Annotated in this window: 21 protein-coding genes and 1 pseudogene; 5 read left to right on the top strand and 17 right to left on the bottom strand. The window is 70.5% G+C overall.

From position 1 onward, the window contains the following. Positions 1–109 precede the first annotated feature (109 nt). The 4 genes from ACZ5CR_RS31980 to ACZ5CR_RS31965 form a co-directional block, all read right to left on the bottom strand. Positions 110–1,438 carry a M28 family metallopeptidase gene (locus tag ACZ5CR_RS31980; protein ID WP_468863852.1) on the bottom strand — a complete coding sequence of 443 codons (1,329 nt, stop codon included), beginning with the start codon at positions 1,436–1,438 and terminating at the stop codon, positions 110–112. Between the two features lie 357 nt (positions 1,439–1,795). Further along, positions 1,796–1,996 (bottom strand): hypothetical protein, encoded by a 201-nt coding sequence (locus ACZ5CR_RS31975; RefSeq protein WP_468863849.1) that lies wholly within the window; start codon positions 1,994–1,996, stop codon positions 1,796–1,798. Positions 1,997–2,146: 150 nt separating this feature from the next. Beyond that, entirely contained in the window at positions 2,147–2,611 is a 465-nt protein-coding gene (locus ACZ5CR_RS31970; RefSeq protein ID WP_468863847.1) for a hypothetical protein, read from the bottom strand. Between the two features lie 101 nt (positions 2,612–2,712). After that, positions 2,713–3,123, bottom strand: coding sequence for an organic hydroperoxide resistance protein (locus ACZ5CR_RS31965; protein ID WP_453529132.1), 411 nt, complete (start codon positions 3,121–3,123; stop codon positions 2,713–2,715). Between the two features lie 138 nt (positions 3,124–3,261). On the opposite strand from ACZ5CR_RS31965, the gene ACZ5CR_RS31960 reads away from it, so the two are divergent. Continuing rightward, positions 3,262–3,759, top strand: a complete 498-nt coding sequence (locus ACZ5CR_RS31960; RefSeq protein WP_468863845.1) for a MarR family winged helix-turn-helix transcriptional regulator — start codon at positions 3,262–3,264, stop codon at positions 3,757–3,759. A gap of 18 nt (positions 3,760–3,777) precedes the next feature. Here ACZ5CR_RS31960 and ACZ5CR_RS31955 read toward each other — a convergent pair whose 3' ends face one another. From ACZ5CR_RS31955 to ACZ5CR_RS31930, 6 genes are all read right to left on the bottom strand, one after another. Beyond that, complete coding sequence (locus ACZ5CR_RS31955; protein WP_468863842.1) at positions 3,778–4,812, bottom strand: ABC transporter substrate-binding protein; 1,035 nt, start codon at positions 4,810–4,812, stop codon at positions 3,778–3,780. A 40-nt stretch (positions 4,813–4,852) separates the two neighbouring features. Then, the gene (locus ACZ5CR_RS31950) at positions 4,853–5,632 is read right to left on the bottom strand and encodes an ABC transporter ATP-binding protein (RefSeq protein WP_468863841.1); all 780 of its coding nucleotides are present in this window, start codon (positions 5,630–5,632) and stop codon (positions 4,853–4,855) included. A 1-nt stretch (position 5,633) separates the two neighbouring features. Further along, the gene (locus tag ACZ5CR_RS31945; protein WP_468863839.1) at positions 5,634–6,764 is read right to left on the bottom strand and encodes a FecCD family ABC transporter permease; all 1,131 of its coding nucleotides are present in this window, start codon (positions 6,762–6,764) and stop codon (positions 5,634–5,636) included. Positions 6,765–6,838: 74 nt separating this feature from the next. Further along, on the bottom strand, positions 6,839–8,149 hold the full coding sequence (locus tag ACZ5CR_RS31940) for an MFS transporter (RefSeq protein WP_468863837.1): 1,311 nt from the start codon (positions 8,147–8,149) through the stop codon (positions 6,839–6,841). Then, positions 8,146–8,973, bottom strand: coding sequence for a Rossmann-like domain-containing protein (locus ACZ5CR_RS31935; protein WP_468863834.1), 828 nt, complete (start codon positions 8,971–8,973; stop codon positions 8,146–8,148). Before ACZ5CR_RS31935 ends, ACZ5CR_RS31940 begins: the two co-directional genes overlap by 4 nt. Before the next feature lie 58 nt (positions 8,974–9,031). Continuing rightward, complete coding sequence (locus ACZ5CR_RS31930; RefSeq protein WP_468863832.1) at positions 9,032–10,021, bottom strand: pyridoxal-phosphate dependent enzyme; 990 nt, start codon at positions 10,019–10,021, stop codon at positions 9,032–9,034. Between the two features lie 458 nt (positions 10,022–10,479). Here ACZ5CR_RS31930 and ACZ5CR_RS31925 point away from each other — a divergent pair, with 458 nt between their 5' ends. Then, positions 10,480–11,178 carry a GHMP family kinase ATP-binding protein gene (locus ACZ5CR_RS31925; protein WP_468863830.1) on the top strand — a complete coding sequence of 233 codons (699 nt, stop codon included), beginning with the start codon at positions 10,480–10,482 and terminating at the stop codon, positions 11,176–11,178. A 15-nt stretch (positions 11,179–11,193) separates the two neighbouring features. On the opposite strand, the gene rbsD is transcribed toward ACZ5CR_RS31925, so the two are convergent. From rbsD to ACZ5CR_RS31895, 6 genes are all read right to left on the bottom strand, one after another. Further along, positions 11,194–11,583 carry a D-ribose pyranase gene (gene rbsD / locus ACZ5CR_RS31920; protein WP_468863828.1) on the bottom strand — a complete coding sequence of 130 codons (390 nt, stop codon included), beginning with the start codon at positions 11,581–11,583 and terminating at the stop codon, positions 11,194–11,196. Beyond that, positions 11,580–12,542 (bottom strand): ribokinase, encoded by a 963-nt coding sequence (locus ACZ5CR_RS31915; RefSeq protein ID WP_468863826.1) that lies wholly within the window; start codon positions 12,540–12,542, stop codon positions 11,580–11,582. The genes rbsD and ACZ5CR_RS31915 overlap by 4 nt, the downstream gene beginning before the upstream one ends. Before the next feature lie 125 nt (positions 12,543–12,667). Beyond that, complete coding sequence (locus ACZ5CR_RS31910) at positions 12,668–14,617, bottom strand: ABC transporter permease/substrate-binding protein (protein WP_468863824.1); 1,950 nt, start codon at positions 14,615–14,617, stop codon at positions 12,668–12,670. Continuing rightward, positions 14,607–16,127, bottom strand: coding sequence for a sugar ABC transporter ATP-binding protein (locus ACZ5CR_RS31905; RefSeq protein ID WP_468863872.1), 1,521 nt, complete (start codon positions 16,125–16,127; stop codon positions 14,607–14,609). Before ACZ5CR_RS31905 ends, ACZ5CR_RS31910 begins: the two co-directional genes overlap by 11 nt. A 101-nt stretch (positions 16,128–16,228) precedes the next feature. Next, entirely contained in the window at positions 16,229–17,245 is a 1,017-nt protein-coding gene (locus tag ACZ5CR_RS31900) for a LacI family DNA-binding transcriptional regulator (protein WP_468863822.1), read from the bottom strand. Positions 17,246–17,617: 372 nt separating this feature from the next. Further along, on the bottom strand, positions 17,618–18,835 hold the full coding sequence (locus ACZ5CR_RS31895) for a hypothetical protein (protein ID WP_468863820.1): 1,218 nt from the start codon (positions 18,833–18,835) through the stop codon (positions 17,618–17,620). Positions 18,836–19,067: 232 nt separating this feature from the next. On the opposite strand from ACZ5CR_RS31895, the pseudogene ACZ5CR_RS31890 reads away from it, so the two are divergent. The 3 genes and pseudogenes from ACZ5CR_RS31890 to ACZ5CR_RS31880 form a co-directional block, all read left to right on the top strand. Further along, positions 19,068–19,496, top strand: a pseudogene (locus tag ACZ5CR_RS31890) (multicopper oxidase domain-containing protein); the annotation flags it as partial. Between the two features lie 169 nt (positions 19,497–19,665). Then, the gene (locus ACZ5CR_RS31885; RefSeq protein WP_468863818.1) at positions 19,666–20,388 is read left to right on the top strand and encodes a PDZ domain-containing protein; all 723 of its coding nucleotides are present in this window, start codon (positions 19,666–19,668) and stop codon (positions 20,386–20,388) included. A gap of 129 nt (positions 20,389–20,517) precedes the next feature. Then, complete coding sequence (locus tag ACZ5CR_RS31880) at positions 20,518–21,651, top strand: M24 family metallopeptidase (protein ID WP_468863816.1); 1,134 nt, start codon at positions 20,518–20,520, stop codon at positions 21,649–21,651. Between the two features lie 61 nt (positions 21,652–21,712). On the opposite strand, the gene treZ is transcribed toward ACZ5CR_RS31880, so the two are convergent. Next, complete coding sequence (gene treZ, locus ACZ5CR_RS31875) at positions 21,713–23,458, bottom strand: malto-oligosyltrehalose trehalohydrolase (protein ID WP_468863869.1); 1,746 nt, start codon at positions 23,456–23,458, stop codon at positions 21,713–21,715. Positions 23,459–23,567 lie beyond the last annotated feature (109 nt).

Below are 23,567 nucleotides of genomic sequence, written 5' to 3'. Positions count from 1 at the left end.
CCTCGACACCCCCCCCCCCCCCCCCCACCCCCCACCCCCCCCCCCCCCCCCCTCCCCCCCCCACCCCCCCCCCCCCCCCCCCCCCCGGGCGTGTGTGCTCAGGACGGTGTCAGAACGTCAGCTTCCAGCTGTTGATGTAGCCGGTGTCCTGCGCCGCCACATCCTGCACGCGGAGCTTCCACGCTCCGTTCGCCGCTTCGCTCGACGCGTTGACCGTGTACGTCGCGATGACGTTGTCCGCCGAGTCGTTGCTGCTGGAGTTCTTCAGGCGGTACGCCGTGCCGTCGGGGGCGAGCAGGTCGATGACCACGTCACCGCGCCAGGTGTGCCGGACGTCGACGTCCACCTTGAGGGTGGCCGGGGCGTTGCCCGTGCGGCCGGTCACGTTCACCGTCGAGGTCACGGCCGCGCCGTTGTCCGGGATGGTGACGTCCGCGGTGTTCTCGTACGAGTCACCGGGCGGGACGGTGGTGCCCGTGCCGAGGGTCCAGACGGCGTAGGCGATGGCGTCGCTGTTGCGGTCCAGGGCGGTGTCGTTGATGTTCGCCGTGGTGTCGCAGGACGAGTGGTAGCAGCGGTCGAAGGCCTGGCCCGCCGTGCCGCCCCACTTCTGGGCCTGCGCGGAGGTCTTGGTGTAGTCGGCGCCTGAGAAGAGGCCGCCGACCGGGATGCCCACGTTCTTGAAGCTGGCGTGGTCGGAGCGGCCGTCGCCCTCGGTCTCGATCTCCGTGGGGAGGTTCAGGCCCGCGTAGTAGTCCTTGAAGGTCTTCTCGATCGTGGGGTCGTCGTCATAGACGAAGTAGCCCGGGTTCGGGGAGCCGATCATGTCGAAGTTCAGATACCCGGAGACCTTCGAACGCTCTGTGGTGGGGAGGTTGTTGACGTAGTACTTCGAGCCGATCATGCCCAGCTCTTCCGCGCCCCACCAGGCGAATCGCAGATGCTTCGTCGGCTGCAGCTGGGCGCGCGAGACGGCGAGCGCGGTCTCCAGGATGCCGGCCGAGCCCGAGCCGTTGTCGTTGATGCCGGGTCCCGCGGTGACGCTGTCGAGGTGGGCGCCCGACATCAGGACCTTGTTCGGGTCGCCGCCCGGCCAGTCGGCTATGAGGTTGTAGCCGGTGGCGCCGCTGGAGGTGAACTGCTGGACGGTGGTGGTGAATCCGGCGGCGTCCAGCTTGGCCTTCGCGTAGTCGATCGAGGCCTTGTAGCCGGGGCGTCCGTGGGCGCGGTTGCCGCCGTTGGCCGTGGCGATGGACTGGAACTGGGAGAGGTGCGCCTTGACGTTGGCGAGCGGGATGTCGGGGGCCGCGAGTGTCGGCGACGGGGCCGCCAGGGCCGCGGGCGCGGTGGCCGCGATCAGCCCGGCGGCGGCGAGTGCGGCGACGCCCGCGGTGGCCCGTCTCAGGGTGCGGGGCAGGGCAGGTCTGGAGATTCGCATGTGGGGCTCCGTATTCCGAACAGCGAGGGGGACGGAACGTACTGACGCCCTGCGACGCGGATGCCGCAGGGCGCTGGAGCTGCGCTGAGCTTGAGTCAGGTGGGTGGCGCGAAGTGCGTTGCCTGATATTGGGGGTGCGTCGACTCGCCGTCAAGAGAGGAATCCGGTCAGAAACCGGGAAGCAGGGTTCGGATATCGGACGCATGTCGGACGCGTGCCGAACTTCTGTCCGACTTAGGTCGGACTTATGTCGGACGTATGTCGGACATCGTGCTGGGTTCCGCGTGCGGGATCCGGCCGAGCGGCGCGGCTCGGCGGAAACTCAACCGCGCAGCCCAGCCTCCCACTTGCGCCTCTTCAGGACATGGTCGCTGAAGAGGGCCGACATCGGTCGAGCAGCACGCCCACCTCCGGGTCGTACCGGGCGCAGGCACGCACCCGCGCGGACCGGTCGCAGAGGAACAGTTCGGCCCGCTCCGGCTGCCCCGCCCGTCGCAGCGCGGTGACACCGGCGGACCGGACACGCGGCGCATGTGCGGTCCGCAACGGTTCGAGCACGTCGGCGGAGTGAACATCCGCTTCCCGCGCGGTCGCAAGGGCTGCCGTCGCACCTCATGCATGACCGCCCCCGATTCCTCCGGCTGTAGGGAGGCGATCGTAGGGCGGGCAAGCGGTGCGGGGCGCGCGATATACGGGGGGGGCGGAGGCCTACTGTTCCTCGTCCGGCGTCTCGGGGCGCAGCAGCGGGTGCTTCACACCCGGGAACACCGTGGCCCGGATCACCGGCTCGGCGGACGCGCCCTGGATCACCGCCTCGGCGATGCCCCAGGGGCGGTCCGGCAGGTCGACGAGGATCGTGTACGAGTTCGCGCAGCCCATGCACTCGTAGCAGTCCACCCAGGTCTCCACCTCGGTGCGGCTGCCGGGGTAGCGGGCCACGTGGCGGTGGCGGGCGTGGCAGTGGTCGCACTTCTCGCCGGGCTCACAGGTGCCGCCGCAGGGGCACGGCACGTCCAGGGTCTCGGCGGGCTGCCAGCGCTGCGTGACGACGGCCTCGCGGGTGGCGCCCATGTCCTTCATGGCCTTGAGGTTGCGGGCGGCGACGTTGTACGACTCGCCGGTCGACGTCATCCGGTTCCGGATCACGTCCTTGCGTCCGCGGTTCGTCGTCATGCTGGGCCTCCTGGGGTTCACGCAGCCCACCAGGAGGCCCATGAGATCGGTCCCTCTACGGTACCCGCCGTCCGGGCCTTGTCCCGAATCCCGGTCCGCTGTTACTCGATGACGAGCTCGACCTCGATGTTGCCGCGCGTGGCCTTGGAGTACGGGCAGTACGCGTGCGTCGCCTCGACCAGCTTCTGTCCGGTCTCGCCCGCCAGGGAGTCCGGCAGCTCCACGCGCATCACGACCGAGAGCCCGAAGCCCGTGTCGTCCTTGCCGATGGAGACCTCAGCGGTCACCGAGACGTCCTTGACGTCGACCTTCATCTCACGGGAGACCGCCCCCATCGCGCTGGCGAAGCAGGCCGCGTACCCGGCGGCGAAGAGCTGCTCGGGGTTGGTGCCCTGTCCGTCGCCGCCCAGGGCCGGAGGCATGGCGAGCGTGAGGTCGATCTGGCCGTCGGAGCTGACGGCGCGGCCCTCACGGCCGTTGGCGGTGGCGACGGCGGTGTACAGCGCGTTCATGGGATGTCCTCTTCCCTCGGTCGAAGAACGTGAGGAACGGGTTTCGTTCGCTCGAGAGCAATGATTCGCTCGAGAACAATGGTTGCACACGATTTAGTTGTGCACAACTAAATGATGCGTGCCAGGTACCCTGGACCCATGACGTCATCGCCGACCGCCGTACCCCCCGGCACCGACCGACCGGACAAGACCGACCTGCCCGACGCCGACCTCCTGCGCCTCGATCACCAGGTCTGCTTCTCGCTGCATGCCGCCTCGCGCGCCTTCGGCGGCGTCTACCGCGATGCCCTCAAGGACCTGGGGCTCACCTATCCCCAGTACCTGGTCATGCTGGTGCTCTGGGAAGACGGCCCGCAGCCCGTCAAGGCGATAGGCGAGCGGCTGCGCCTCGACTCCGGCACGCTCTCGCCGCTCCTCAAGCGCCTGGAGGCGGCGGGACTCGTGGCGCGTGAGCGCAGCGCCGCCGATGAGCGCTCCGTCACCGTTCAGCTGACGGACGCCGGAGCCGAGCTGCGCGAGCGGGCGCTGCCCGTGCCGCGCCGTATTCTCGCCGCGACCGGTATGACGGTCGAGGAGATTCTCGCCCTGCAAGGACTCCTCGGCCGTCTGACGGGCGCTCTCGACGGGGCTCACTGAGGCACGGTCGAGCCGAGGTCACCGCTTCAGTGATCGCACGTACTTCCCGAACTTCTCCAGGCCGTCGATGTCGCGCGGCCCGCTGATGCCCTCGTTGTAGTCGAGGACGAAGAAGTTGTTCTTCTTCACTGCGGGCAGTTCCTTGGTGTGCGGAGACTTCTTCAGGAAGTCGATCTTCTTCTTGGCGGGCATGTCGCCGTAGTCGAAGATGATGACGACCTCGGGCTCGGCCTTGGCGACGGCCTCCCAGTTCACCTGGGTCCACCGTTCGTCGAGGCCGTCGAAGATGTTCCTGCCGCCGGCGGTCTTGATGATGTCGTTCGGCGGGACCTGGCTGCCCGCCGTGAAGGGCTGGTCGGTGCCGGAGTCGTAGAGGAAGACGGGGACCGGGTCGCCCTTGGGGGCCTTGGACTCGACGGCGGCCACGCGCTTCTTGAGGCCGCCCACGACCTCGTCCGCCTTCTTCTCGACCTGGAAGATCTTGCCCAGGCGTTCAAGGTCCGAGTACAGGGCCTTGAACGGGGTGACCTTCTGCGGGTGGCCGGGATAGTTGAAGCAGCTCTCCGTGTGCATGAAGCTCTGGATGCCGAGCTTGTCCAGGATCTTCGGGGTGATGCCCCGCTGATCGCTGAAGCCCGAGTTCCAGCCCGCGACGACGAAGTCGGACTTGGCCTCCACGACGAGCTCCTTGTTGAGCAGGTCGTCGCTGAGCATCTTCACCTTGGCGTACTCCGACGCCCAAGGGGACTCGCTCACCGGCGGGTTGGCCGGGGGCATCACATAGCCGTGGACGTGCTCGGTCAGGCCCAGGCTGAACATCTTGTCCGCGCTGCCGCCCTCGTAGACCACCGCGCGCCGCGGAGTCCTGTACGTGACCGGCTCACCGCAGCGCTTGACGGTGACCTGCTCGGCCTGCTCGGCCTTCTCGGTCTTTCCGGCCTTTCCGGCTTTCCCGGAGGAGGTCTTGGAGTCCGAGTCGACCTCCGCGCCGCAGCCGCCGAGCAGCAGGGCCGCCGCGAGCGCCGATCCGATGGTGGTACGTGTTCTGGGCATGGCCTGGTGGTGCCTTTCAGAGGGAAGTTCACAGGGGAGTTCACAAGGGAGCCGAGGGGCTCAATGCGTAGAGGAGTTGGGGGTCGCCGGTCAGCGGATGGCTGATCACGCTGGCCTCGACGCCGAAGACCTCGTCGACGAGAGCCGTGGTGAGTACCTCTTCCGGCGTCCCCGCGGCCACCAGCGCGCCCTGGGAGAGCACCCCGATGCGGTCGCACGCGGCCGCCGCGAGATTGAGGTCGTGCAGGACCACGAGGACGGTGAGGCCCGAGCCCTTCAGGAGGGAGAGGAGCTCGATCTGGTGGCGTACGTCGAGGTGGTTGGTCGGCTCGTCGAGGACCAGGATCCGGGGCTCCTGGACCAACGCCCGCGCAAGGCACACGCGTTGGCGTTCTCCGCCCGACAGGGTGAGCACGCCGCGGTCGGCGAGGCGGGTGAGGTCGAGACGGGCCATCGTCCGTGCGCACAGGTCCTGTTCGCGCGCGCTCAGCGCCTGGTTCCCGCGCAGATGGGGCGCGCGGCCCAGGGCGATGACCTCCGCCACGGTGAAGTCGAGGTCCACCGCGCCGTCCTGGGCCATCGCCGCGACGATCCGCGCACTGCGGCGCGGCGTCAGCCGCGAGAGGTCATCGTCGCCCACCCGGACCACGCCGGAGCTCGGACGCAGGGCGCGATAGACGCACTTGAGGGCGGTGGACTTGCCGCTGCCGTTCGGGCCGACCAGGCCCACGATCTGGCCGCTGCCCACCTCGAGGGACAGGTCCCGGACGAGCAGCCTGCCGTCGATCCGCACGGACAGGCCGTCGAGTACGAGTTCCATCTCAACGGCCCCCGAACATATAGCCCTTGCGCCGCATCAGCGCTATGAACACCGGCACCCCGACCAGCGCCGTGATGACTCCGAGCGGCAGCTCGCGCGGCGCCACGAGCGTCCGCGACAAGAGATCGACCCAGACCATGAACACCGCCCCGACCAGCGGCGCGACGGCGAGCACCCGCGCATGCGCGGCGCCGACCACCATGCGTACGAGATGGGGCATGACCAGGCCGACGAAGCTGATCGCGCCACTCACGGCGACCATCACCCCGGTGATCAGCGAGGCGAGCAGGAGCAGACCCTTGCGGTGCCGGTCGGGTCTGATGCCCAGGCTCGTCGCGGTCTCGTCGCCGAGCGCCAGGACATCGAGCGCCCTGCTGTACCGGTGGAGCACGGCGAGACCGAGCAGTACACAGGCGGCGACGACGGGCAGGGCGCCCCAGCTCGCGGCGCCGAAGCCGCCCATCGTCCAGTACAGGATCATGCTGGTCGCCTCGCCGTCCGGCGCGAAGTAGATGATCACGCTCATCACCGCCTGGAAGCCGAGCGCCATGGCCACGCCCGTCAGGACGAGCCGCAGCGGCGAGAGCCCGCCACCGCGGCTCGCCGAGGCGACGTACACGAGAAGGGAGGCGACGAGCGCGCCGATGAACGCCCCCGCCGACACCGCGTAGACGCCGAGCGCCGCGAGTCCGCCCGTGACCGTGACGCCGACCGCGCCGGCCGACGCCCCGGACGAGACGCCCAGGACGAAGGGGTCGGCGAGCGCGTTGCGCACAAGTGCCTGGATGGCGACGCCGACCGCGCTCAGGCCCGCACCCACAAGTGCCGCGAGGAGCACGCGCGGTGTGCGGATCTGCCAGATGATCTGATACGTCGTCACCTCGTCGGCGTCGATGCTCCCGCCGCTCAGTGCCGCCCACAGCAACCGTGCCGTGTCGCCCGGCGTGACCACCGCGGAGCCCAGGCCGATGGCCACGACGACGGAGACGAGAAGGATGAGGAGGAGCGCGGCACAGGTCGCCGCCAGACCCGCGCGGGAGGCGGCAACCCGGCTCCGTACGCCTTTGGGCGGTGGCTCCGGGGGAGGCGCTTCGGACGCCGGGGCAGCGGTGGCCGCAGGGGGCGGAGGCATGGGCGGTCGGGCCTTTCGAGTCTCTACGGGGCAAGTCGCCTCGACGGCAGGTGTGTTGGTACTCCAGGGAGTCGCTATGCGGCGGGCTCCGTCTCCTCCGGCCGATCCCCGTTCGCCGCCGTATCCCCGTCCACCGGCCCCGCCCGCAGCACGAGAACCCCGGCCACGAGCGCCACGACCACCAGCGCCCCGAAGGCCACGGCGATCCCCGGATACCCGGCGAGCCCGAGCCCGAGCCCGCCGAGGCCCGCGCCCACGAAGACCCCGAGGCTCATCCCCGCGGCGTTCACGCTCAGGGCCGCGCCGCGCCGGGTCCCGCAGCGACGGACGAGCAGGCTGATCACGCACGCGGCCACGACGGCGTGGCTTGCCGCGTGCAGGGACGTCATCGCGAGCGCGAGCGGCAGCCAGTGCGTGAAGTAGAAGCCCACGACCGAGACGAGCGCGGCGACCAGGCCGATGGCCAGCAGCCGCTCGGTGCCGATCCGCGGCTCGGCGGAGTTCGTGATCCGTCCCGTGAGGAGGTTGCTCACGAAGAACGACGCGCCGCTGAGCGTCCACACGAACGCGAAGAGCCCGGGGTTCAGCGCGAACCGGTCGTCGTAGTAGGCCGCCAGATAGGAGAGGTACCCCATGAACACGGCGGTGCGCAGCAGGGCGATGAGCAGCAGCGGAACGACACCGGGAATCGCCCCGAGCGCCTTGAACGAGGCTATGTAGCCCAGGCGTTGGGCGTCCTCCTGCTCCTGGACCGGCTTGTCCTTGCCGCGCACGAAGAAGACGGCGGCCAGGAGCAGCGACACCCCGGTCACGGCGAACAGGTCGCCCTGCCAGCCCCAGAACAGCGCGGGCAGCGCGATGACCGGCGCCGCGAGCATCGCCGTCATCGACTGGGTCGCCGTGACGAGCGTGGCCGCGCGCCCGGCGGCCTTGCCGGAGCCGAAGCGGTCGGCGGCGGCCGCGGTGAGCGCCGGGTTGAGCACCGACGTACTGGCGCCGACGAGCAGGCAGAACACGGCGAGCAGGATGAAGTCCCCGCTCGCGCCGAGTGCGGCGGACGCGCCGAGCGCCGCGAGACCGCCCGCCGCGGCCCACTCCTTGCGCACCCGGTCGATCAGCGGGGCGAGCGCGGTGCCCACCAACAGGGCGGCGAGACCGCCGAGTCCGCGCAGGCCACCCAGCGTGGCGACGCTGCTTTCGGCGTCCTTGGCCATGGGCACCAGGTACGTGCTGAAGATGGTGAACGGCAGCAGGCCCACCGCGGACGCGACCAGGACGGGCCACAGTGTGCGGGCCATCCGCAGGTCGCCGGGCAACTCCTCGTCGGCGGCGGAGGGCCGGGAGGGCCCGGGATCCACCGCAGGGCCCTTGGAGTCGACGCTCACGCCGCCTCCCGGTAGCGGTAGAGGGGCGTCTCGTCGGCGCTGAACTGCGAGAACGCGAAGGGTTCGGCGGAGAGTCCGGTGACCCCGGCGGACAGGAACGCGCGGGCCACGGCGCTGCCGCTCTGCGCGTACACCACCAGCGGTACCTCGTGCTCGCGGCAGTGCGCGAGGATCAGGTCGAAGGTGCCGTTGCTCAGCGTCATGCCGGTGGCGACCACGGCGTCGGCTTCCTTCAGGACCTCGGTCATGTCGTCGGTGATCCGGTCGCCCCACTGGGTCGTACGGAGATTCAGGTCGCACGGCAGGCAGACGCCGCCCCGCTCACGTATCGCCGCGACGAGGGGATTGACCACGCCGATCAGCGCCACCTTCGCGCCCGGCTCGATGTCGAGCAGCCCGGCGATGGCGGCGTCGCGGGCCTTCGCCCGTACTTCCGGGGTGCCGGTGGGCAGCGTGACGCGCTCGGCTTCGGCGGCGTCCCGGTGCGGGCTCACCCGCGCGAGATAGGCGTCGAGTGCGGCGATGCGGACGGGCGTGGACTCGGCGCGCAGCAGCTTGTCGAGGGTGTGGCCCGATGCGTTCTCACAGAATTCCGGGGCGAGTTCACCGGCCTCGAAGGAACAGGCGCCGAAGGCTGTGCCGACCCTGAGCAGCAAGTAGTGGTTGTGGTAAGTGACATGGCTGCCGGCGAGGCGGGTGGTGTTGTACAGCCAGAACGCGCTGGTGACGGAGAGGTCCTTGGGGGCGGGGCCGTAGTCGCCCGCCAGGACGGCGTCGATGAGCTCCGCGACGTCGAGGGGCGTGCGCGGCTCGGGGTGTGACATGGGGAGTTCCCTCAGAGTGGTGGAGGAGGTGGTGATGCTGGAGGCGGTGGTGAAGCGGTCAGGGGAGGGCGGGCCAGGAAGTGGTCGACCAGGGATGCCTCAGCTCGTCGAGCGAGGTGATTTCATGCGGCTTCAACGTGCCGATGTCCGGGGCGTCCGCGTGTTTCGCGTAGGCGCTCTCGACATAGCGGTGACCGGTGTCCGCCGCGATGAACACGTACGTACGGGAAGGGGCGCGACGCTGTTCCCAGAGAGTGGTCAGATAGGCGGCTCCGGTGGAGAGACCGGCGAAGATGCCGCTCGTCCTGAGGAGCGAGACCGCGCCGGACACCGCACAGTCGAAATTCACCCAGTGCACGCGGTCGTACGCCTCGTGCCGGACATTCTTGAATTCGATGGCGCTGCCGATCCCGGCGATGATCATGTCCGGGTCGGCGACATGCTCCGAGCCGAAGGTGACGCTGCCGAAGGGCTGCACGCCGACGAGTGACACGTCCCGGCCCGCGTCACGCAGATAGCGGGCGATGGCGCCGGTCGACGCCCCCGATCCGACCCCGCCCACCAGGGCGAGCGGCCCCTCGGGGACCTCGGCGTCGACCGTCTCGGCCACGTCGCGGTAGCCGTGGTAATGAATGGCGTCGTGGTACTGACGCATCCAGTGGTACGACGGATTCGCCTCGAGTATCTCGGCGATGCGCCGCACCCGCAGCTCCTGATCGAGCCGGAGATTCTTCGACGGCCGCACCTGTTCCAGCGTGGCGCCGAGTATGTCGAGCTGGACGCGCAGGGTGTGGTCCACGGTCGTGGAACCCACGATGTGGCACTTCATCCCATAGCGATGACAGGCGAGTGCCAGGGCCTGCGCGTAGATACCGCTGGAACTGTCGATGAGCGTGTCGCCGGGTTTCACGGCACCCGAATCAAGAAGGTGACGGACCGCCCCCAGAGCCGAATAGATCTTCATCGTCTCGAACCGGAGGCAGACCAAGTCCGGCTCCAGGGAGATGAGATCGGGTTTCTTCACCGCTTCGGCTATGTGGTCGTGCATGTCTGCTTCTGCCCCCTGCGTCGTCACCTGGATCGGTCGCCGAGCCGAGAGCATCACACTAGATGAAAATGATTGTCAAGACGGTTAGTGCTGTGGCAGCCTGTGGACCCGGAGGCGTCGGAATGTCGAGAGGAGACCTGTGAGGCTGTCCCAGGAGGTCGGGTCGCGGCCCCGCCCGGTGGGGGGTGCGGGATTGATCGGGACCGAAGTGGTCGCGGGACCGGCCGCAACCGGAGTGGGCGCGGGAGCCGGAACCGGAGTGGGCAGCGCCTTCGGGACCTTCGGTGAGCTGCTTCAGGGCGTACTGCCGGAGGAGGACGGGGACTTCCTGGTCACGCTGCCCGTCGCCCGGTGGACGATGGCCACGTTCCGTCAGGCTCGGCCGCGACTCCGGGGATGTGGTGGTCCGGCCCGCCAGGAAAACCAAGGCGCTGCGACTGGCGCGTACGATCAGCGAGTTGGCGGAGCTGCGGACCGGCGTGCCGACCGGGGGAACCCTCCACGTCAACAGCGTCATCCCCGAGGGCAAGGGCCTGGCGAGCTCGTCCGCCGACCTCGTCGCGACCGCGCGTGCGGTCGGGCAGGCGCTGCGGGTCGACATGCCGCCCTCCCGGATCGAACGGCTGCTCGCCGACATCGAGCCCACGGACGGGGTGCTCTATCCGGCGATCGTCGCCTTCCACCACCGCGCCGTGCGCCTTCGTGGTGTCCTCGGCTCACTCCCGGTCATGGCCGTGGTGGGGATCGACGAGGGTGGTTCGGTCGACACCGTCGACTTCAACCGCATCCCCAAGCCGTTCACCCTGGCCGACCGCCACGCGTACGCGCGCCTGCTCGACCGCCTCACCCGCGCCGTACGCCGACGCGACCTCGCGGAGGTCGGCCGGGTCGCGACCCGCAGTGCGCAGATGAATCAACTCCTGCGCCACAAGTGGTCGTTGGAGCCGATGCGGGAGATCTGTCGAGAGGTGGGAGGTCTGGGCGTCGCCGTCGCGCACAGCGGCACGACGCTGGGCATCCTGCTCGACACCGGCGACCCCTCGTACACGCGGCGCGTCAGTGCGGCGGCGCGGGCGTGCGAAGAGCTGGCGGGCGGGGTGACGGTGTACCGGACGCTGAGTTTCCCCCGAGGGGCCGGAGTCGCGAGCCCGGCCTGATCCGAACGAGAGGCCCTAGAAGAACACCCCGCACCGCAGCAGCACATTCGCGTACGGCGTGGCCTCGCCCGTGCGTACCACCAGGCGGGCCGTCGCCGTGCGGCGCTTGAGCTCCTCGTGCGGGATCAGGGTGAGGGGCGCGACGCGGGACGCCAGGAGTCCGGCCGTCGCCGGGTTCGCCTCCTGGACCTCCGTCGCCGCCGTCCCGCCCTCCGTCACCAGCTCCGCGAGCAGCCCGTCGAGGACCTCGGCGAAGGACGGGACCCCGGCCCTGAAGGCCAGGTCGACGACCCGGGGGCCCGGCGGTACGGGCATGCCCGCGTCGCAGATCAGGACCGTGTCCCCGTGGCCCAACTCGGCCAGGGCGCCGGAGAGATGGCGGTTGAGGATGCCGGTCTTCTTCATGCGGAGGCCGCCTCTTCCGGTACCGGCACCTCACTGGACGTCGGGTACGACTCCTGCGCCCCCTGCCGGGTGACCGACGCCGCCCCGACGCGCACCGCGTACGCCGCTGCCGTCGGGAGGTCGTCGCCCAGACCGAGGCGCCAGGCCAGGGCCGCCGTGAACGCGTCGCCCGCGCCGGTCGTGTCCACCGCGTCGACCTTCGGGCTGGGGACGGAGACGGGGGCGCCGCTGCCGTCCGCCGTCAGCGCTCCGTCCGCGCCCAGGGTGATGACCACCGAGCGGGGGCCGAGGGCGAGCAGCGCCCGCGCCCAGTCCGCGGGGGAGTCCGAGGCGGCGGCGGAGCTCGCGTCATCGCCCAGGATGTAGCGCGCCTCGTGCTCGTTCACCACCAACGGGTCGCATGCCGCGAGGACTTCGGACGGCAGCGGGGCCGGAGGCGAGGGGTTCAGGACGAAACGGGCGGCGGACGGCAGCGTACGTACGAGCTCGATGACCGTTGCGACGGGGATCTCCAGCTGGGTCGAGATCACCCGGGACGCGGCGAGCAGGCTGCCCGCCGCGCGGATGTCCTCGGGGGCCAGCCGGGCGTTGGCGCCCGGCGAGACCACGATGCTGTTGTCGCCCGACGGGTCGACGGTGATCAGCGCGACGCCCGTGGGCGCCCCGCCGACCAGGACGCCGACCGTGTCCGCGCCCGCCGCGCGCTGCGAGTCGAGCAGGAGCCGCCCGTGGGCGTCGTCGCCGACCCGCGCGAGCAGGGCGGTACGGGCGCCCAGACGGGCCGCCGCGACCGACTGGTTGGCGCCCTTGCCACCGGGATGCGTGGCGAGGTCGGAGCCGAGGACCGTCTCGCCGGGGGCGGGGCGGCGCTCGACGCCGATCACCAGGTCGGCGTTGGCCGACCCGACGACCAGGAGGTCGTACGTGGCGTCGTCGTGGTCGTGGTCGCGGTCCTGCATCTGGGGATCCAGCTCCTGTGGTCGTTCATCCGGCGGGTGGGCGTGCGATGGAGTCCGGGGTGCCATGGAATCCGGAGGTGCCATGGAAATCCGGAGGTGCCATGGAGTCCGAAGGCGCCATGGAGTCAGGAGAAGTCGGCCACGTTCTTCTTCGTGACCACCTTCACCGGCACCTTCACCATCGTCTCGACGTCCTTGCCCCGCGCCGCGTTCACCGCGTTCCGCACGGCGATCTTGCCCAGTTCCTTCGGCTGCTGCGCCACGGACGAGTACAGCGTGCCCGCCTCGACCGCCTTGAGCCCGTCGGGGGTTCCGTCGAAGCCCACCACCGAGACCGACTTGCCGGCCTTGCCGCCGAGTGCCTTGGCGGCGCCGAGGGCCATCTCGTCGTTCTCGGCGAAGACGCCGTCGATGCCGGGGTTGGACTGCATGAGGTTCGTCATGACGTCCAGGCCCTTGGTGCGGTCGAAGTCCGCGGGCTGGGAGGCGACGACCTTGATGCCGGGGTACTCCTTGATGCCCTCGGCGAAGCCCTTGCCGCGCTCGCGGCTCGCCGACGTGCCCGCGACGCCCTGCAAGGTGACGATCTTGCCCTTGCCGCCCAGCTTCTCCGCGAGGGTCTTCGCGGCCAGCTTGCCGCCCGCGACGTTGTCGGAGGCGACGAGCGCCGCCGCCTTCGCCTTGTTCACACCGCGGTCGGCGGCGATCACCGGGATGTCCGACTTGTTGGCGCCGCGCACCGCCGGGCCCACCGCGTCCGAGTCGACCGGGTTGACGATGATCGACTTCATGCCTTCACCGGTGAAGTTCTGCAGCTGGTTGGTCTGCTGCGACGCGTCGTTCTGCGCGTCCGTGACGGTGAGGTCGATGCCGGCCTTCTTGGCCTCCGCCTGCGCACCCTCCTTCATCTGTACGAAGAAGGGGTTGTTGAGGGTGGAGAGCGACATGCCGACCTTCGTCGTCGTGCCGGAGGAGGAGTCCTTGTTGAAGAAGGAGACGCCGCCGACGACGGCCGCCACCAGCACGGCCGCGACAGCGAACTTCAGGACCTGCGGCCCCTTCTTCCCGCCACCGGCCGCGGCGCCCGTCGAGGCCCCGGGAGTCGCCCCCGCCTTGCGGCGCAACGTGTCGAGCAGCACGGCGAGGGCGATGACGACGCCGATCACGACCTGCTGCCAGAAGGCTGACACGGAGAGGAGGTTGAGGCCGTTGCGCAGGACCGCCAGGATCAGCGCGCCGATCAGGGTGCCGGACGCCTTGCCGACACCGCCCGCCAGGCTCGCGCCGCCGATGACGACAGCGGCGATCGCGTCCAGCTCGTAACCCTGTGCGGCCTGCGGCTGCGCGGAGACCAGACGGGACGCGAGGACGATGCCCGCGACGGCGGCGAAGAGCCCCGCGAGGCCGTAGATGACGAGCTTCTGCCGCTTGACGCGCAGGCCGGAGAGGCGGGCGGCCTCTTCGTTGCCGCCGATCGCGTACATGGAGCGGCCGATGTACGTACGGGCCAGGATGAGGGCCGTGAGCAGACCCATCGCGATCATCACGATGACCGGGACCGGCAGCCAGCCGCCGATCGTGTCACCGAGGTTGGAGACCGAGTCGGGGAACGGGATCGGGCTGCCCTGCGAGATGACCAGGGAGAGGCCGCGGGCCACCGACAGCATCGCCAACGTCGCGATGAACGGCGGGAGTTTGCCGTAGGAGACGAGCAGTCCGTTGACGAAGCCGCACGCCATGCCGGTGCCGACGGCGAAGACGACCGCGAGCCAGACCGGCAGGCCCTGTGAAGTCGCCGTCCAGGCGAGGACGGTGGCCGAGAGCGCGGCCACCGAGCCGACCGACAGGTCGATGCCCGCCGAGACGATGACGAAGGTGACACCGAACGCGAGGATCGCCGTGACGGCGGCCTGTACGCCCACATTGAGCAGGTTCTGGGTGGTGAGGAAGTCGCCGGAAAGCAGCGACATCGCCACGAGCAGGACGACCAGGGCGCTCAGCGCGCCGTTGTCGAGCAGTACGCGGCGCAGACCGGTGGCGCCACCCGCGTTGCTCTTCAGCGTTTCAGTGGCCACGGGAGGCCTCCCCTTCGGTTGTTCCGTTCTGACCTGCTGCTGATGGTGTGTCTGCCGCCGCTGTGCTGACGGCGAGTGCCATCACCGCGTCCTGCGTCGCCTCGTCCGCCGCGAGTTCGCCCGCGATGCGGCCCTGCGCCATGACGAGCACGCGGTCGCTCATGCCGAGGACCTCGGGCAGATCGCTGGAGATCATCAGGACCGCGTGACCGGAGGCCGTCAGTTCGTTGATGAGCTGGTAGATCTCGACCTTCGCGCCCACGTCGATGCCGCGCGTCGGCTCGTCGAGGATCAGGACTTTCGTATCGGCAAGCAGCCATTTGCCAATGACGACCTTCTGCTGGTTGCCGCCGGACAGCGTGCGCACGTGCTGGCCGATCCCGGCCATCCGCACGCCGAGCTGCTCGGCGATCCTGGCCGCCGCGACACGCTGCCCCTTGAGGTCCACGAGCCCGGAGCGCGTCGCCGAACGCAGCGTCACCAGACCGAGGTTCTCCTGTACGGAGGCGTCGAGCAGGAGCCCCTGGCCCTTGCGGTCCTCCGGTACGAGGCCGATTCCCGCGCCCATCGCGGCGATCACGTCATGCCGGGGCAGCCGCTCACCACGTACGTCCACGGAGCCCGCGTCGTACGGATCGGCGCCGAAGACGGCGCGCGCCACCTCGGTCCTGCCCGCCCCGACGAGTCCCGCGAGGCCGACGACCTCACCTGCCCGCACCTCGAAGCTGACGTCGTGGAAGACGCCGTCGCGGGTGAGGCCGTCGACGGTGAGCAACGCGCCGCCGGTGTCCGGGCGTTCGCGCGGATACTGCTGCTCGATGCTCCGGCCCACCATCAGCCGTACGAGCTCGTCCTCGGCGGTCGACGCGGGCACCTGGTCGACGCTGCGGCCGTCGCGCAGGACGGTCACGCGGTCGCCGAGCGCGGCGATCTCCTCCAGGTGGTGGGTGATGAAGACGACGCCGACGCCGTCCGCGCGCAACTGCCGCACGATCACGAAGAGTTTGTCGACCTCCTCGCTCGTCAGGACGGCCGTCGGCTCGTCCATGATCAGGACGCGGGCCTCCAGGCTCAGCGCCTTGGCGATCTCCACCATCTGGAGCCGTGCGATGCCCAGTTCGCGCACCTTGGCGCGTGGCGACACCTGTACGCCGACCCGCTTCAGGAGCTTCTCGGCGGCCGACTCCATCGCCTTCCGGTCGATCATCCCGAAGCGGCGCGGCTGGCGGCCGAGGAAGATGTTCTCGGCGACGGTGAGGTCGGGGACGAGGTTGAACTCCTGGTAGATCGTGGCGATGCCGAGCCGTTCGGCGTCCTGCGCGCCGTGGATGCGGGCTTCCTTGCCGTCCACGAGGATGCGGCCGCTGTCGGGGCGGTAGGCGCCGGAGAGCATCTTGATGAGCGTGCTCTTGCCCGCGCCGTTCTCACCGAGCAGGACGTGCACCTCGCCGCGGCGGAGGTCGAAGTCGACGGAGTCGAGCGCGACGACGCCGGGGAAGGTCTTGCGCATGCCCTCGATCCGCAGCAGTTCGACCGGCCGCGGCGGTTCGGCCGCGTCGTGGCCGGGTTCCGGGCCGCGGTCGGCGGTGCGCGGCAACTCGTCCGGGTCGCTCACGTGGTGCTCCTCTGGTCGTTGGGGGACTCGCCGCAGGAGCGGCGTACGACGAGACGTGCGGGCAGGGTGACGGACCGGGGGCTTCTGCCCTCGATCCGGTCGACCAGGGCCTGCACGGCGGCTCGCCCCAGATCGCCGGTCGGCTGGGCGATGGCGGTGATCGGCGGATCGGTGTGCACGAACCACGGGATGTCGTCGAAGGCGGCGAGCGCGATGTCGTGCGGGACGCGCAGGCCGCGCGCCCGGATCGCGTCGAGCGCGCCGAGTGCCATGAGGTTGTCGGCGGCGAAGACGGCGTGGGGCGGCTCGGGCAGCGCGAGGAACCGCTCGGTGGCCCGACGCCCGCTGTCGGCCTGGAAGTCGCCTTGCCCGATGTACGCGTCGGGCAGCGGGAGCCCGTAGGCGCCGAGCGCCGTACGGAAGGCGTCGACGCGCTCGCTGCCGGTCGTGGTGGCGGCGGGCCCCGCGATGATCGCGAGCCTGCGGTGGCCGATGGCGTGCAGGTGGGCGACCAGGTCACGGACGGCTTCGCGGCCGTCGGCGCGGACGACGGGGACGTCCACGCCCGGGATCCAGCGGTCCACGAACACCATCGGCGTGCTGGAGCGCGCGGTGTCGAGCATCAGCGGGGAGCCCCCGTCGGTGGGGGAGACCAGGAGCCCGTCGATCCTGCGGTCCAGGAGCGTACGCACATGGTGGTCCTGCAGCTCGGGCCGTTCGTCGGCGTTGCCGATGATCACGCTGTAGCCGAGTTCGCGGGCCGCCTCCTCGACGGAGCGGGCCAGGGCCGTGAAGTACGGGTTCAGTACGTCGCTGATGACCAGGCCGAGCGTGCGGGTCTGGGCGGTGCGCAGTGAGCGGGCGACGGCGTTCGGCCGGTAGCCGAGCCTCTCCGTCGCGGCGATGACGCGGGCCCGGGCCGCCGGGCTGACCGAGGGGTGACTGTTCAGGACGCGCGAGACCGTGGCGACGGACACGCCTGCCTCGGCCGCGACGTCCTTGATGCTCGCCATCGCCGGTCCACCTCCTTGTGGAATCGATTACACGGAGGATTGGAATCGATTACACGGGTGGGTGGCAAGACCCTGGAGGGGCAGCGAGACCAGATTGTGATGCGAGGTGCTCAGGTGAGCGAAGGGGGCGGGAGGGCGTGGAGTGGGCGGGGCGAGCGGAGTGGGCAGAGTGACCGGAGTGGTCGAGAATTCTCCCCGGGCCGCTACCGGATCACTTGAACGGCACCGTCAGCCACGGGCTGGCTGTCCGGATGCGAGACCGGCTCGCGGTGGGCCTGGAACACCGTCGTGCACCGGTCGCCGAACTGCTCCTCGTCGAAAGTTGAGGCAGCAGTGGCAGCGGCCGAGGGCGTGGCCCACGGATGGGGTGAGTTACGACTCCGCCGCCGTGTCCATGGCCCTGCGCTCCAGCTCGGCGAGGCGTGCGTCGGCCGCCGCGCGGCCGTGGTCGGTGTCCTGGAGCGACAGATGCAGGCGCTGGGCGCGCACCGCCTGGGTGTAGTCGCCGATCAGTGCCAACTCATCGCGCAGTACCGCAAGTTGCGCCGGATCGGGACCCGTGTCGTCCAGCTCGCGGATCAGGTAGGCGCGGGCCGCCTCCACCATCCCCTGATCCCGCGCGAGTTCGAGCCAGGTGGACTCCGGTTCGTCGTCGGGGTCGTCCCCGTAGTTGGATTCGTCGAACGAGCGTGCCCACTCCCGGACTTGACCGGCCTCCTTCGGGAGCCCGGCGAGACCGCACCAGGTGTCGTACGTCGTCTCGTGCACCTCGCGCAGCAGTGGCAGGTCCTCGGCCAGGCAGTGCAGCCCCACCAGGACGACGGCGAGCCGCAGTTCGTCGGACATGGAGGCGTCCGCCTCGTGCTTGAGGAGGTGGCGCAGGAGGGTGCGATCCGTGTTCCGCCGGTCGTACTGCGCGGCGCGCAGTACCGCCACTCTGCGCGCCCGGTCCACGGCCACGCCGTCCCAGACCGTGCGATCGCCCGTCCGCAACAGGGCCAGGTCGGTGCGGCCCTTGGCGAGCACCTGTTCCCACAGGGGCGGGCGCGGATGCGGATCGAGGCGCTTGTACGCCAGGTGCTCGACGGCGTTGAGGAGGAGGTGGTCCGGCTCGGTGCGCAGGAGCGCGGTGTGCAGGCGCGCGACGAGCTGTACGGGGGAGCGCTCCGGGAGTCCGAGCGCGGCGCGCAGCTCGGTGCGGTGCGCGTCGAGGTCGGGTACGCAGTCCTCGCGGAAGTCGCCCTCCGTGTCGGCGATCTCGGCGAGTATCCGCGCCTCGCCGTCGGTCGGCGACAGGGCTACGTAGTCCTGCCAGCCGGGCAGGCCGACGAGGATCTCCAGGGTCTCGTCGACGCTGTCCCCGATGATTCCGGCGGAACCCTCGGAGTCGGCGTACAGAACGGACCCGTCCCCGCACACGAAGTACGTGCCGCCGGAATCGTCCCCCGCGATCGGTTCGAGCGGGCCGCCGGACGCGAGGCGGACCTCTTCGACGTGGTCCGCGCGGGACAGGTCGAATGCGAAAGGGAACGCGGCCAGCTCGGCCAGACGCGGGTCCTGTCGCAGCAAGCGGAGTGCACGTTCGGTCATGCTCCGAAAGTAACAGCGGTCACTGACGCCAGACCCGCAACAGGACTAGTCAATTCCATATGCCGTTTCCGATACTTTTCTAGCGGAATGGGAGATTCGTGGAACTTGGATGAGGTGCGGTGAGTCTCTCTTGATGTGAGGGGCGGCCACTGACCAGGCCGCCCAACGGGCCGCACGACAGCGGCCGTTACGTTTGCGCTGATCAACAGCGTGGAGCGACACGGGGGTGCTCATCAACCTCGCGGTGAACCCGCCGGTGACCCACCCCATGCACATCCACCTCGCCGACTTCCAGCTCCTGGGCCGCGACGCGTACGACGTCTCAGGCTTCGACGTCACCGTGGGCGGCACCCTGGCCCCGATCGCCTTCGACCCGAAGAAGGAGATCCCCCTCGCTCCGAACGAGCGGGGCTGGAAGGACGTCTTCCTGGTCCCCGGCGGTCAACTGCTGCGGGTGATGGGCATGTTCGACGGAGCGTACGGCCGCTTCATGTACCACTGCCACCTCCTGGAACACGAGGACATGGGCATGATGCGCCCCTTCGTGGTCATGCCGAAGGAGGCCCTGAAGTTCGACCACGGGGCGGGGCACGGGGGTCATGACGGGCACGGGAGCGGGCACAGCGGGCACAGCGGGCACGAGGGAGGTCACGCGGGCTGACAGAGCCCGCGGACGGCCTGCCCGTTCCGTGGGTCCTCGGCGGCACGCGGGTCCTCGGCGTCACGCGGTCACGGTGTGTGTGGCCGCGTCGGCCGCACACCTGGATGTCACTCGTTCGTGAATCGTCGCGCCGGGTCACGCCGGGTAGGGCTGTGGCCGGAGGCGAGCCATGGAACAGACAGCGTTGCGGCCCAAGCCGATGCCCGGACAGGAGCACGGCAGGGGAGGGAAGTTCGGTACGGAAGGCAAGTTCGGAATCCGTCACAAGTTCGGCATCGGGCGGAAGGCCGGTGCGGGGCGGACACCCGGCACGGGCTGCAGGCCCGGTCCCGGCCACCGTCCGCATGCCGCGCGGCGGCGCGGACGGCGTGTGGCCACTCTGCTCTTCGGAGTGCTCTTCTCGATCGTCCTCGTGCTGTCGGGGGTGGGACTCGGCACGGTGAGCACCACCGTCATCGGCATGAGCAAGCTCGCCGACATGCAGAAGGAGGCGAAGGCCCAGGCGGGCACGGCCGCGCAGGCGCAGGCGGGCGCGGCGGCCAAACCCTCCGCCCCGCCGAAGCCTCCACCGGACCCGTCCCAGAAGACCGACCCGTCCCAGAAGGCCGATGGGAGGACCGGCGCACGCCCCACCCTCGGCGTGGAGGCCGTCGACGCCCCCAGGAGTTCCGGCGCCCTGCTCGTCGGCGTGCACAGCCCAGGGCCCGGCCACAGCGCCGGTCTCGTACGCGGCGACGTACTGCTCGCCTTCGGCAAGACCCGTATCGCATCGGCGAAGGCCCTGGCGGCCGCGGTCGCCGCCGCGGACCCGGGAAGGAACGTCACTGTGACCGTCCGGCACGTGAGCGGGCAGCGGCAGTCCCTGCCGGTGACGCCGGGCTTCGTGACGTGAGGTGGCCCGGCTCGACACGATGCGGCGGGGGCCGCCGTAACCCGGTCGCGCACGCGCGGCGATGCGGGCAGGATCGGCTTCATCGGCAGCGCGCCGTACGCGCAGCAGCGAGCAGCCCTGGAGGCCCCCATGACCGGCACCCCCGCGGGCACCCCCGCGCCCTTCACCGCCGACGACTACAAGGCGCGCATGGACCGCGCCGCGGCCTGTGCGGCGGACGCCGGGCTCGCCGGGCTGCTCGTCGCGCCGGGCCCCGACCTGATCTGGCTCACCGGATACCAGCCGGTCGCCACCGAGCGCCTCACCGTCCTCGTGCTCGCCGCGGGCCAGGAACCGGTGCTCGTGGTGCCCACCCTGGAGGCCCCGGACGCGGAACGCGCGGCGGGCGCGGGCGCGCTCTCCCTGCGCGACTGGACCGACGGCAAGGACCCCTACGCCACGACGGCGCCGCTCCTGGACGTCGACGGCCGCTTCGGGATCAGTGACAACTCCTGGGCCATGCACCTTCTCGGCTTCCAGAACGAGCTGCCGAACACCTCCTACGTGTCCCTCACCGAAGCGCTCCCCATGCTGCGCGCCGTCAAGGACGCCGCGGAACTCGAGCGCCTGACGGCGGCCGGTGCCGCTGCGGACTCAACGTACGAGGAGATCAAGAAGGTTCCCTTCGCGGGCCGCGGGGAGAGCGACGTCGCCGCCGATCTCGCCGAGCTGCTGCGGCGGTTCGGACACTCTCAGGTCGACTTCACCATCGTCGGCTCCGGCCCGAACGGAGCCAACCCGCACCACGAGGTGGGCGATCGCGTCATCGGGGACGGCGACATGGTCGTCCTCGACTTCGGCGGTCTGATGCACGGCTACGGCTCGGACACCTCGCGCACGGTGCACGTGGGCGAGCCCGACGCCGAGGAGCGGGAGGTCCACGCCATCGTGCGCGAGGCGCAGGAGGCGGGCTGCCGCGCGGTGCGGCCCGGCAATACCTGTCAGGACGTCGACAGGGCGGCGCGGGCGGTGATCGCCGATGCCGGGTACGGCGATTACTTCATCCACCGCACCGGGCACGGCATAGGCGTCACCACCCACGAGCCGCCCTACATGATCGAGGGCGAGGAACTGCCGCTCGTGCCCGGGATGTGCTTCTCCGTGGAGCCCGGCATCTATCTGCCGGGCCGCTTCGGAGTGCGCATCGAGGACATCGTGACGGTCACCGACGACGGCGTACGGCGCCTCAACTCGACGCCGCGCGATCTCGCGATCGTCAACTGACGTCCACCGTCGCCCTCACAGCGCTGCCGGTACCGCCCTCACGGCGCTGCCGGTACCGCCCTCATGGTGTCGCCAGCACCGCGCACGACTCGGCGGGCAGCCGCAGCACCCCGTCCGCGCCGGGCGCGGTGACCGGCGTCCACGCCGCGAGCACCCGCGCGCCCCGGCCGCCCAGCGGGACGTCGACCGCCTCCTTGCCGACGTTCACCGCGATCCGCAGATCGCCGCGCCGCACCGCGAACCAGCGCTGCTCCTCGTCGTAGGCGATCCGGAGCGCCGCCAGATCCGGGTCGAGGAGGTCGCCGCGGGAGCGGCGCAGGGCGATCAGTTCGCGGTACCAGGCCAGCACGCGCGCGTGCGGGTCGGTCAGGGGCTCGGCCCAGTCGAGGCAGGACCGGTTCCTGGTCGCCGGGTCCTGCGGATCCGGGATGTCGTCCTCGGCCCAGCCGTGCGCCGCGAACTCCCGGCGCCTGCCCCGGCGTACGGCATCCGCGAGCTCGGGATCGGTGTGGTCCGTGAAGAACTGCCAGGGCGTGGCCGCGCCCCACTCCTCGCCCATGAACAGCATCGGAGTGAACGGTCCGGTGAGGGTCAGCGCGGCCGCGCAGGCGAGCAGGCCGGGGGAGAGAGTGGCGGAGAGCCGGTCCCCTTGTGCGCGGTTGCCGATCTGGTCGTGCGTCTGCGTGTAGCCGAGGAAGCGGTAGGCGGGCGTCCGGGCGGGGTCGACGGGGCGCCCGTGCCGGCGCCCCCGGAAGGTCGAGTACGTACCGTCGTGGAAGAAGCCGCCCGTCAGCGTCTTGGCGAGCGCGGCGAAGGGGGCGCGGGCGAAGTCTTCGTAGTAGCCGTGTGATTCGCCGGTGAGCGCGCAGTGCAGCGCGTGGTGGAAGTCGTCGTTCCACTGCGCGTGCAGGCCGAGCCCGCCCTGCCGGCGCGGGGTGATGACACGCGGATCGCCCTGGTCGGACTCGGCGATGAGCGAGAGCGGCCTGCCGAGCTCGACGGCGAGGTCGTCCACGGCCGCCGACAGTTCCTCCAGGAAGTGGCACGCGCGCGTGTCGCGCAGCGCGTGCACGGCGTCCAGACGCAGGCCGTCGAGGCGGTAGTCGCGCAGCCAGGCGAGCGCGCTGCCGATCAGGTACGCGCGCACCTCGTCCGAGCCGGGCGCGTCGAGGTTGACCGCGGCGCCCCACGGAGTGTGGTGGGTGTCGGTGAAGTAGGGCCCGAACGCGGGCAGATGGTTGCCGGAGGGGCCGAGGTGGTTGTGGACCACGTCGAGCACGACGCCCATGCCGTGTGCGTGCGCGGCGTCGACGAAGCGCTTCAGCGCGTCGGGCCCGCCGTACGGCTCGTGCACGGCCCACAGGGACACGCCCTCGTACCCCCAGCCGTGCCGCCCCGGGAACGGGCAGAGCGGCATCAGCTCCACATGGGTGATGCCCAGCTCGGCGAGGTGACCGAGCCGCCCCGCGGCCGAGTCGAGCGTGCCGTCCGGTGTGTACGTCCCCACGTGCAGCTCGTACAGGACCGCGTCCCGCACTCCGCGCCCCGACCAGGGCGCGCGCCACGCGTACCTGTCGTGGTCGACGACGGCGCTGAGCCCGTCGGGGCCGTCCGGCTGGCGCCGCGAGCGGGGATCGGGCAGCACGGGCCCTCCGTCGAGCGAGAAGCCGTAGCGCGCCCCCTCGGTGGCGTCCGCCTCCGCCGTCCACCACCCGGCCCGACCGGCGGCGCGCTCCAACGCGCGCGTGGTGCCCTCGCACAGCAACGCGACGTGCTCCGCCCCGGGTGCCCACACCTCGAACTCCACCGACAGTTCTCCCTCGTCTGTGATCCGCTGACGGCCATCTGTCCTCGTCCGTACGTCATCCGTGGTCACGCCCGTCCATCGTGCTGCAGAAGTGATCGGCCCGCGGTCG

It is taken from the genome of Streptomyces sp. NPDC031274 (assembly GCF_055570235.1).
Note: the sequence above shows the minus strand (reverse complement) of the source record. Positions and strands in the feature narration are given on the sequence as shown.

Coding starts and splice junctions, on each gene's coding strand:
- ACZ5CR_RS31980 (WP_468863852.1), bottom strand. CDS start 1,438: ATGCGAATCTCCAGACCTGCCCTGCCCCGCACCCTGAGACGGGCCACC.
- ACZ5CR_RS31970 (WP_468863847.1), bottom strand. CDS start 2,611: ATGACGACGAACCGCGGACGCAAGGACGTGATCCGGAACCGGATGACG.
- ACZ5CR_RS31965 (WP_453529132.1), bottom strand. CDS start 3,123: ATGAACGCGCTGTACACCGCCGTCGCCACCGCCAACGGCCGTGAGGGC.
- ACZ5CR_RS31960 (WP_468863845.1), top strand. CDS start 3,262: ATGACGTCATCGCCGACCGCCGTACCCCCCGGCACCGACCGACCGGAC.
- ACZ5CR_RS31955 (WP_468863842.1), bottom strand. CDS start 4,812: ATGCCCAGAACACGTACCACCATCGGATCGGCGCTCGCGGCGGCCCTG.
- ACZ5CR_RS31950 (WP_468863841.1), bottom strand. CDS start 5,632: ATGGAACTCGTACTCGACGGCCTGTCCGTGCGGATCGACGGCAGGCTG.
- ACZ5CR_RS31945 (WP_468863839.1), bottom strand. CDS start 6,764: ATGCCTCCGCCCCCTGCGGCCACCGCTGCCCCGGCGTCCGAAGCGCCT.
- ACZ5CR_RS31935 (WP_468863834.1), bottom strand. CDS start 8,973: ATGTCACACCCCGAGCCGCGCACGCCCCTCGACGTCGCGGAGCTCATC.
- ACZ5CR_RS31930 (WP_468863832.1), bottom strand. CDS start 10,021: ATGCACGACCACATAGCCGAAGCGGTGAAGAAACCCGATCTCATCTCC.
- rbsD (WP_468863828.1), bottom strand. CDS start 11,583: ATGAAGAAGACCGGCATCCTCAACCGCCATCTCTCCGGCGCCCTGGCC.
- ACZ5CR_RS31915 (WP_468863826.1), bottom strand. CDS start 12,542: ATGCAGGACCGCGACCACGACCACGACGACGCCACGTACGACCTCCTG.
- ACZ5CR_RS31905 (WP_468863872.1), bottom strand. CDS start 16,127: ATGCGCAAGACCTTCCCCGGCGTCGTCGCGCTCGACTCCGTCGACTTC.
- ACZ5CR_RS31900 (WP_468863822.1), bottom strand. CDS start 17,245: ATGGCGAGCATCAAGGACGTCGCGGCCGAGGCAGGCGTGTCCGTCGCC.
- ACZ5CR_RS31895 (WP_468863820.1), bottom strand. CDS start 18,835: ATGACCGAACGTGCACTCCGCTTGCTGCGACAGGACCCGCGTCTGGCC.
- ACZ5CR_RS31885 (WP_468863818.1), top strand. CDS start 19,666: ATGGAACAGACAGCGTTGCGGCCCAAGCCGATGCCCGGACAGGAGCAC.
- ACZ5CR_RS31880 (WP_468863816.1), top strand. CDS start 20,518: ATGACCGGCACCCCCGCGGGCACCCCCGCGCCCTTCACCGCCGACGAC.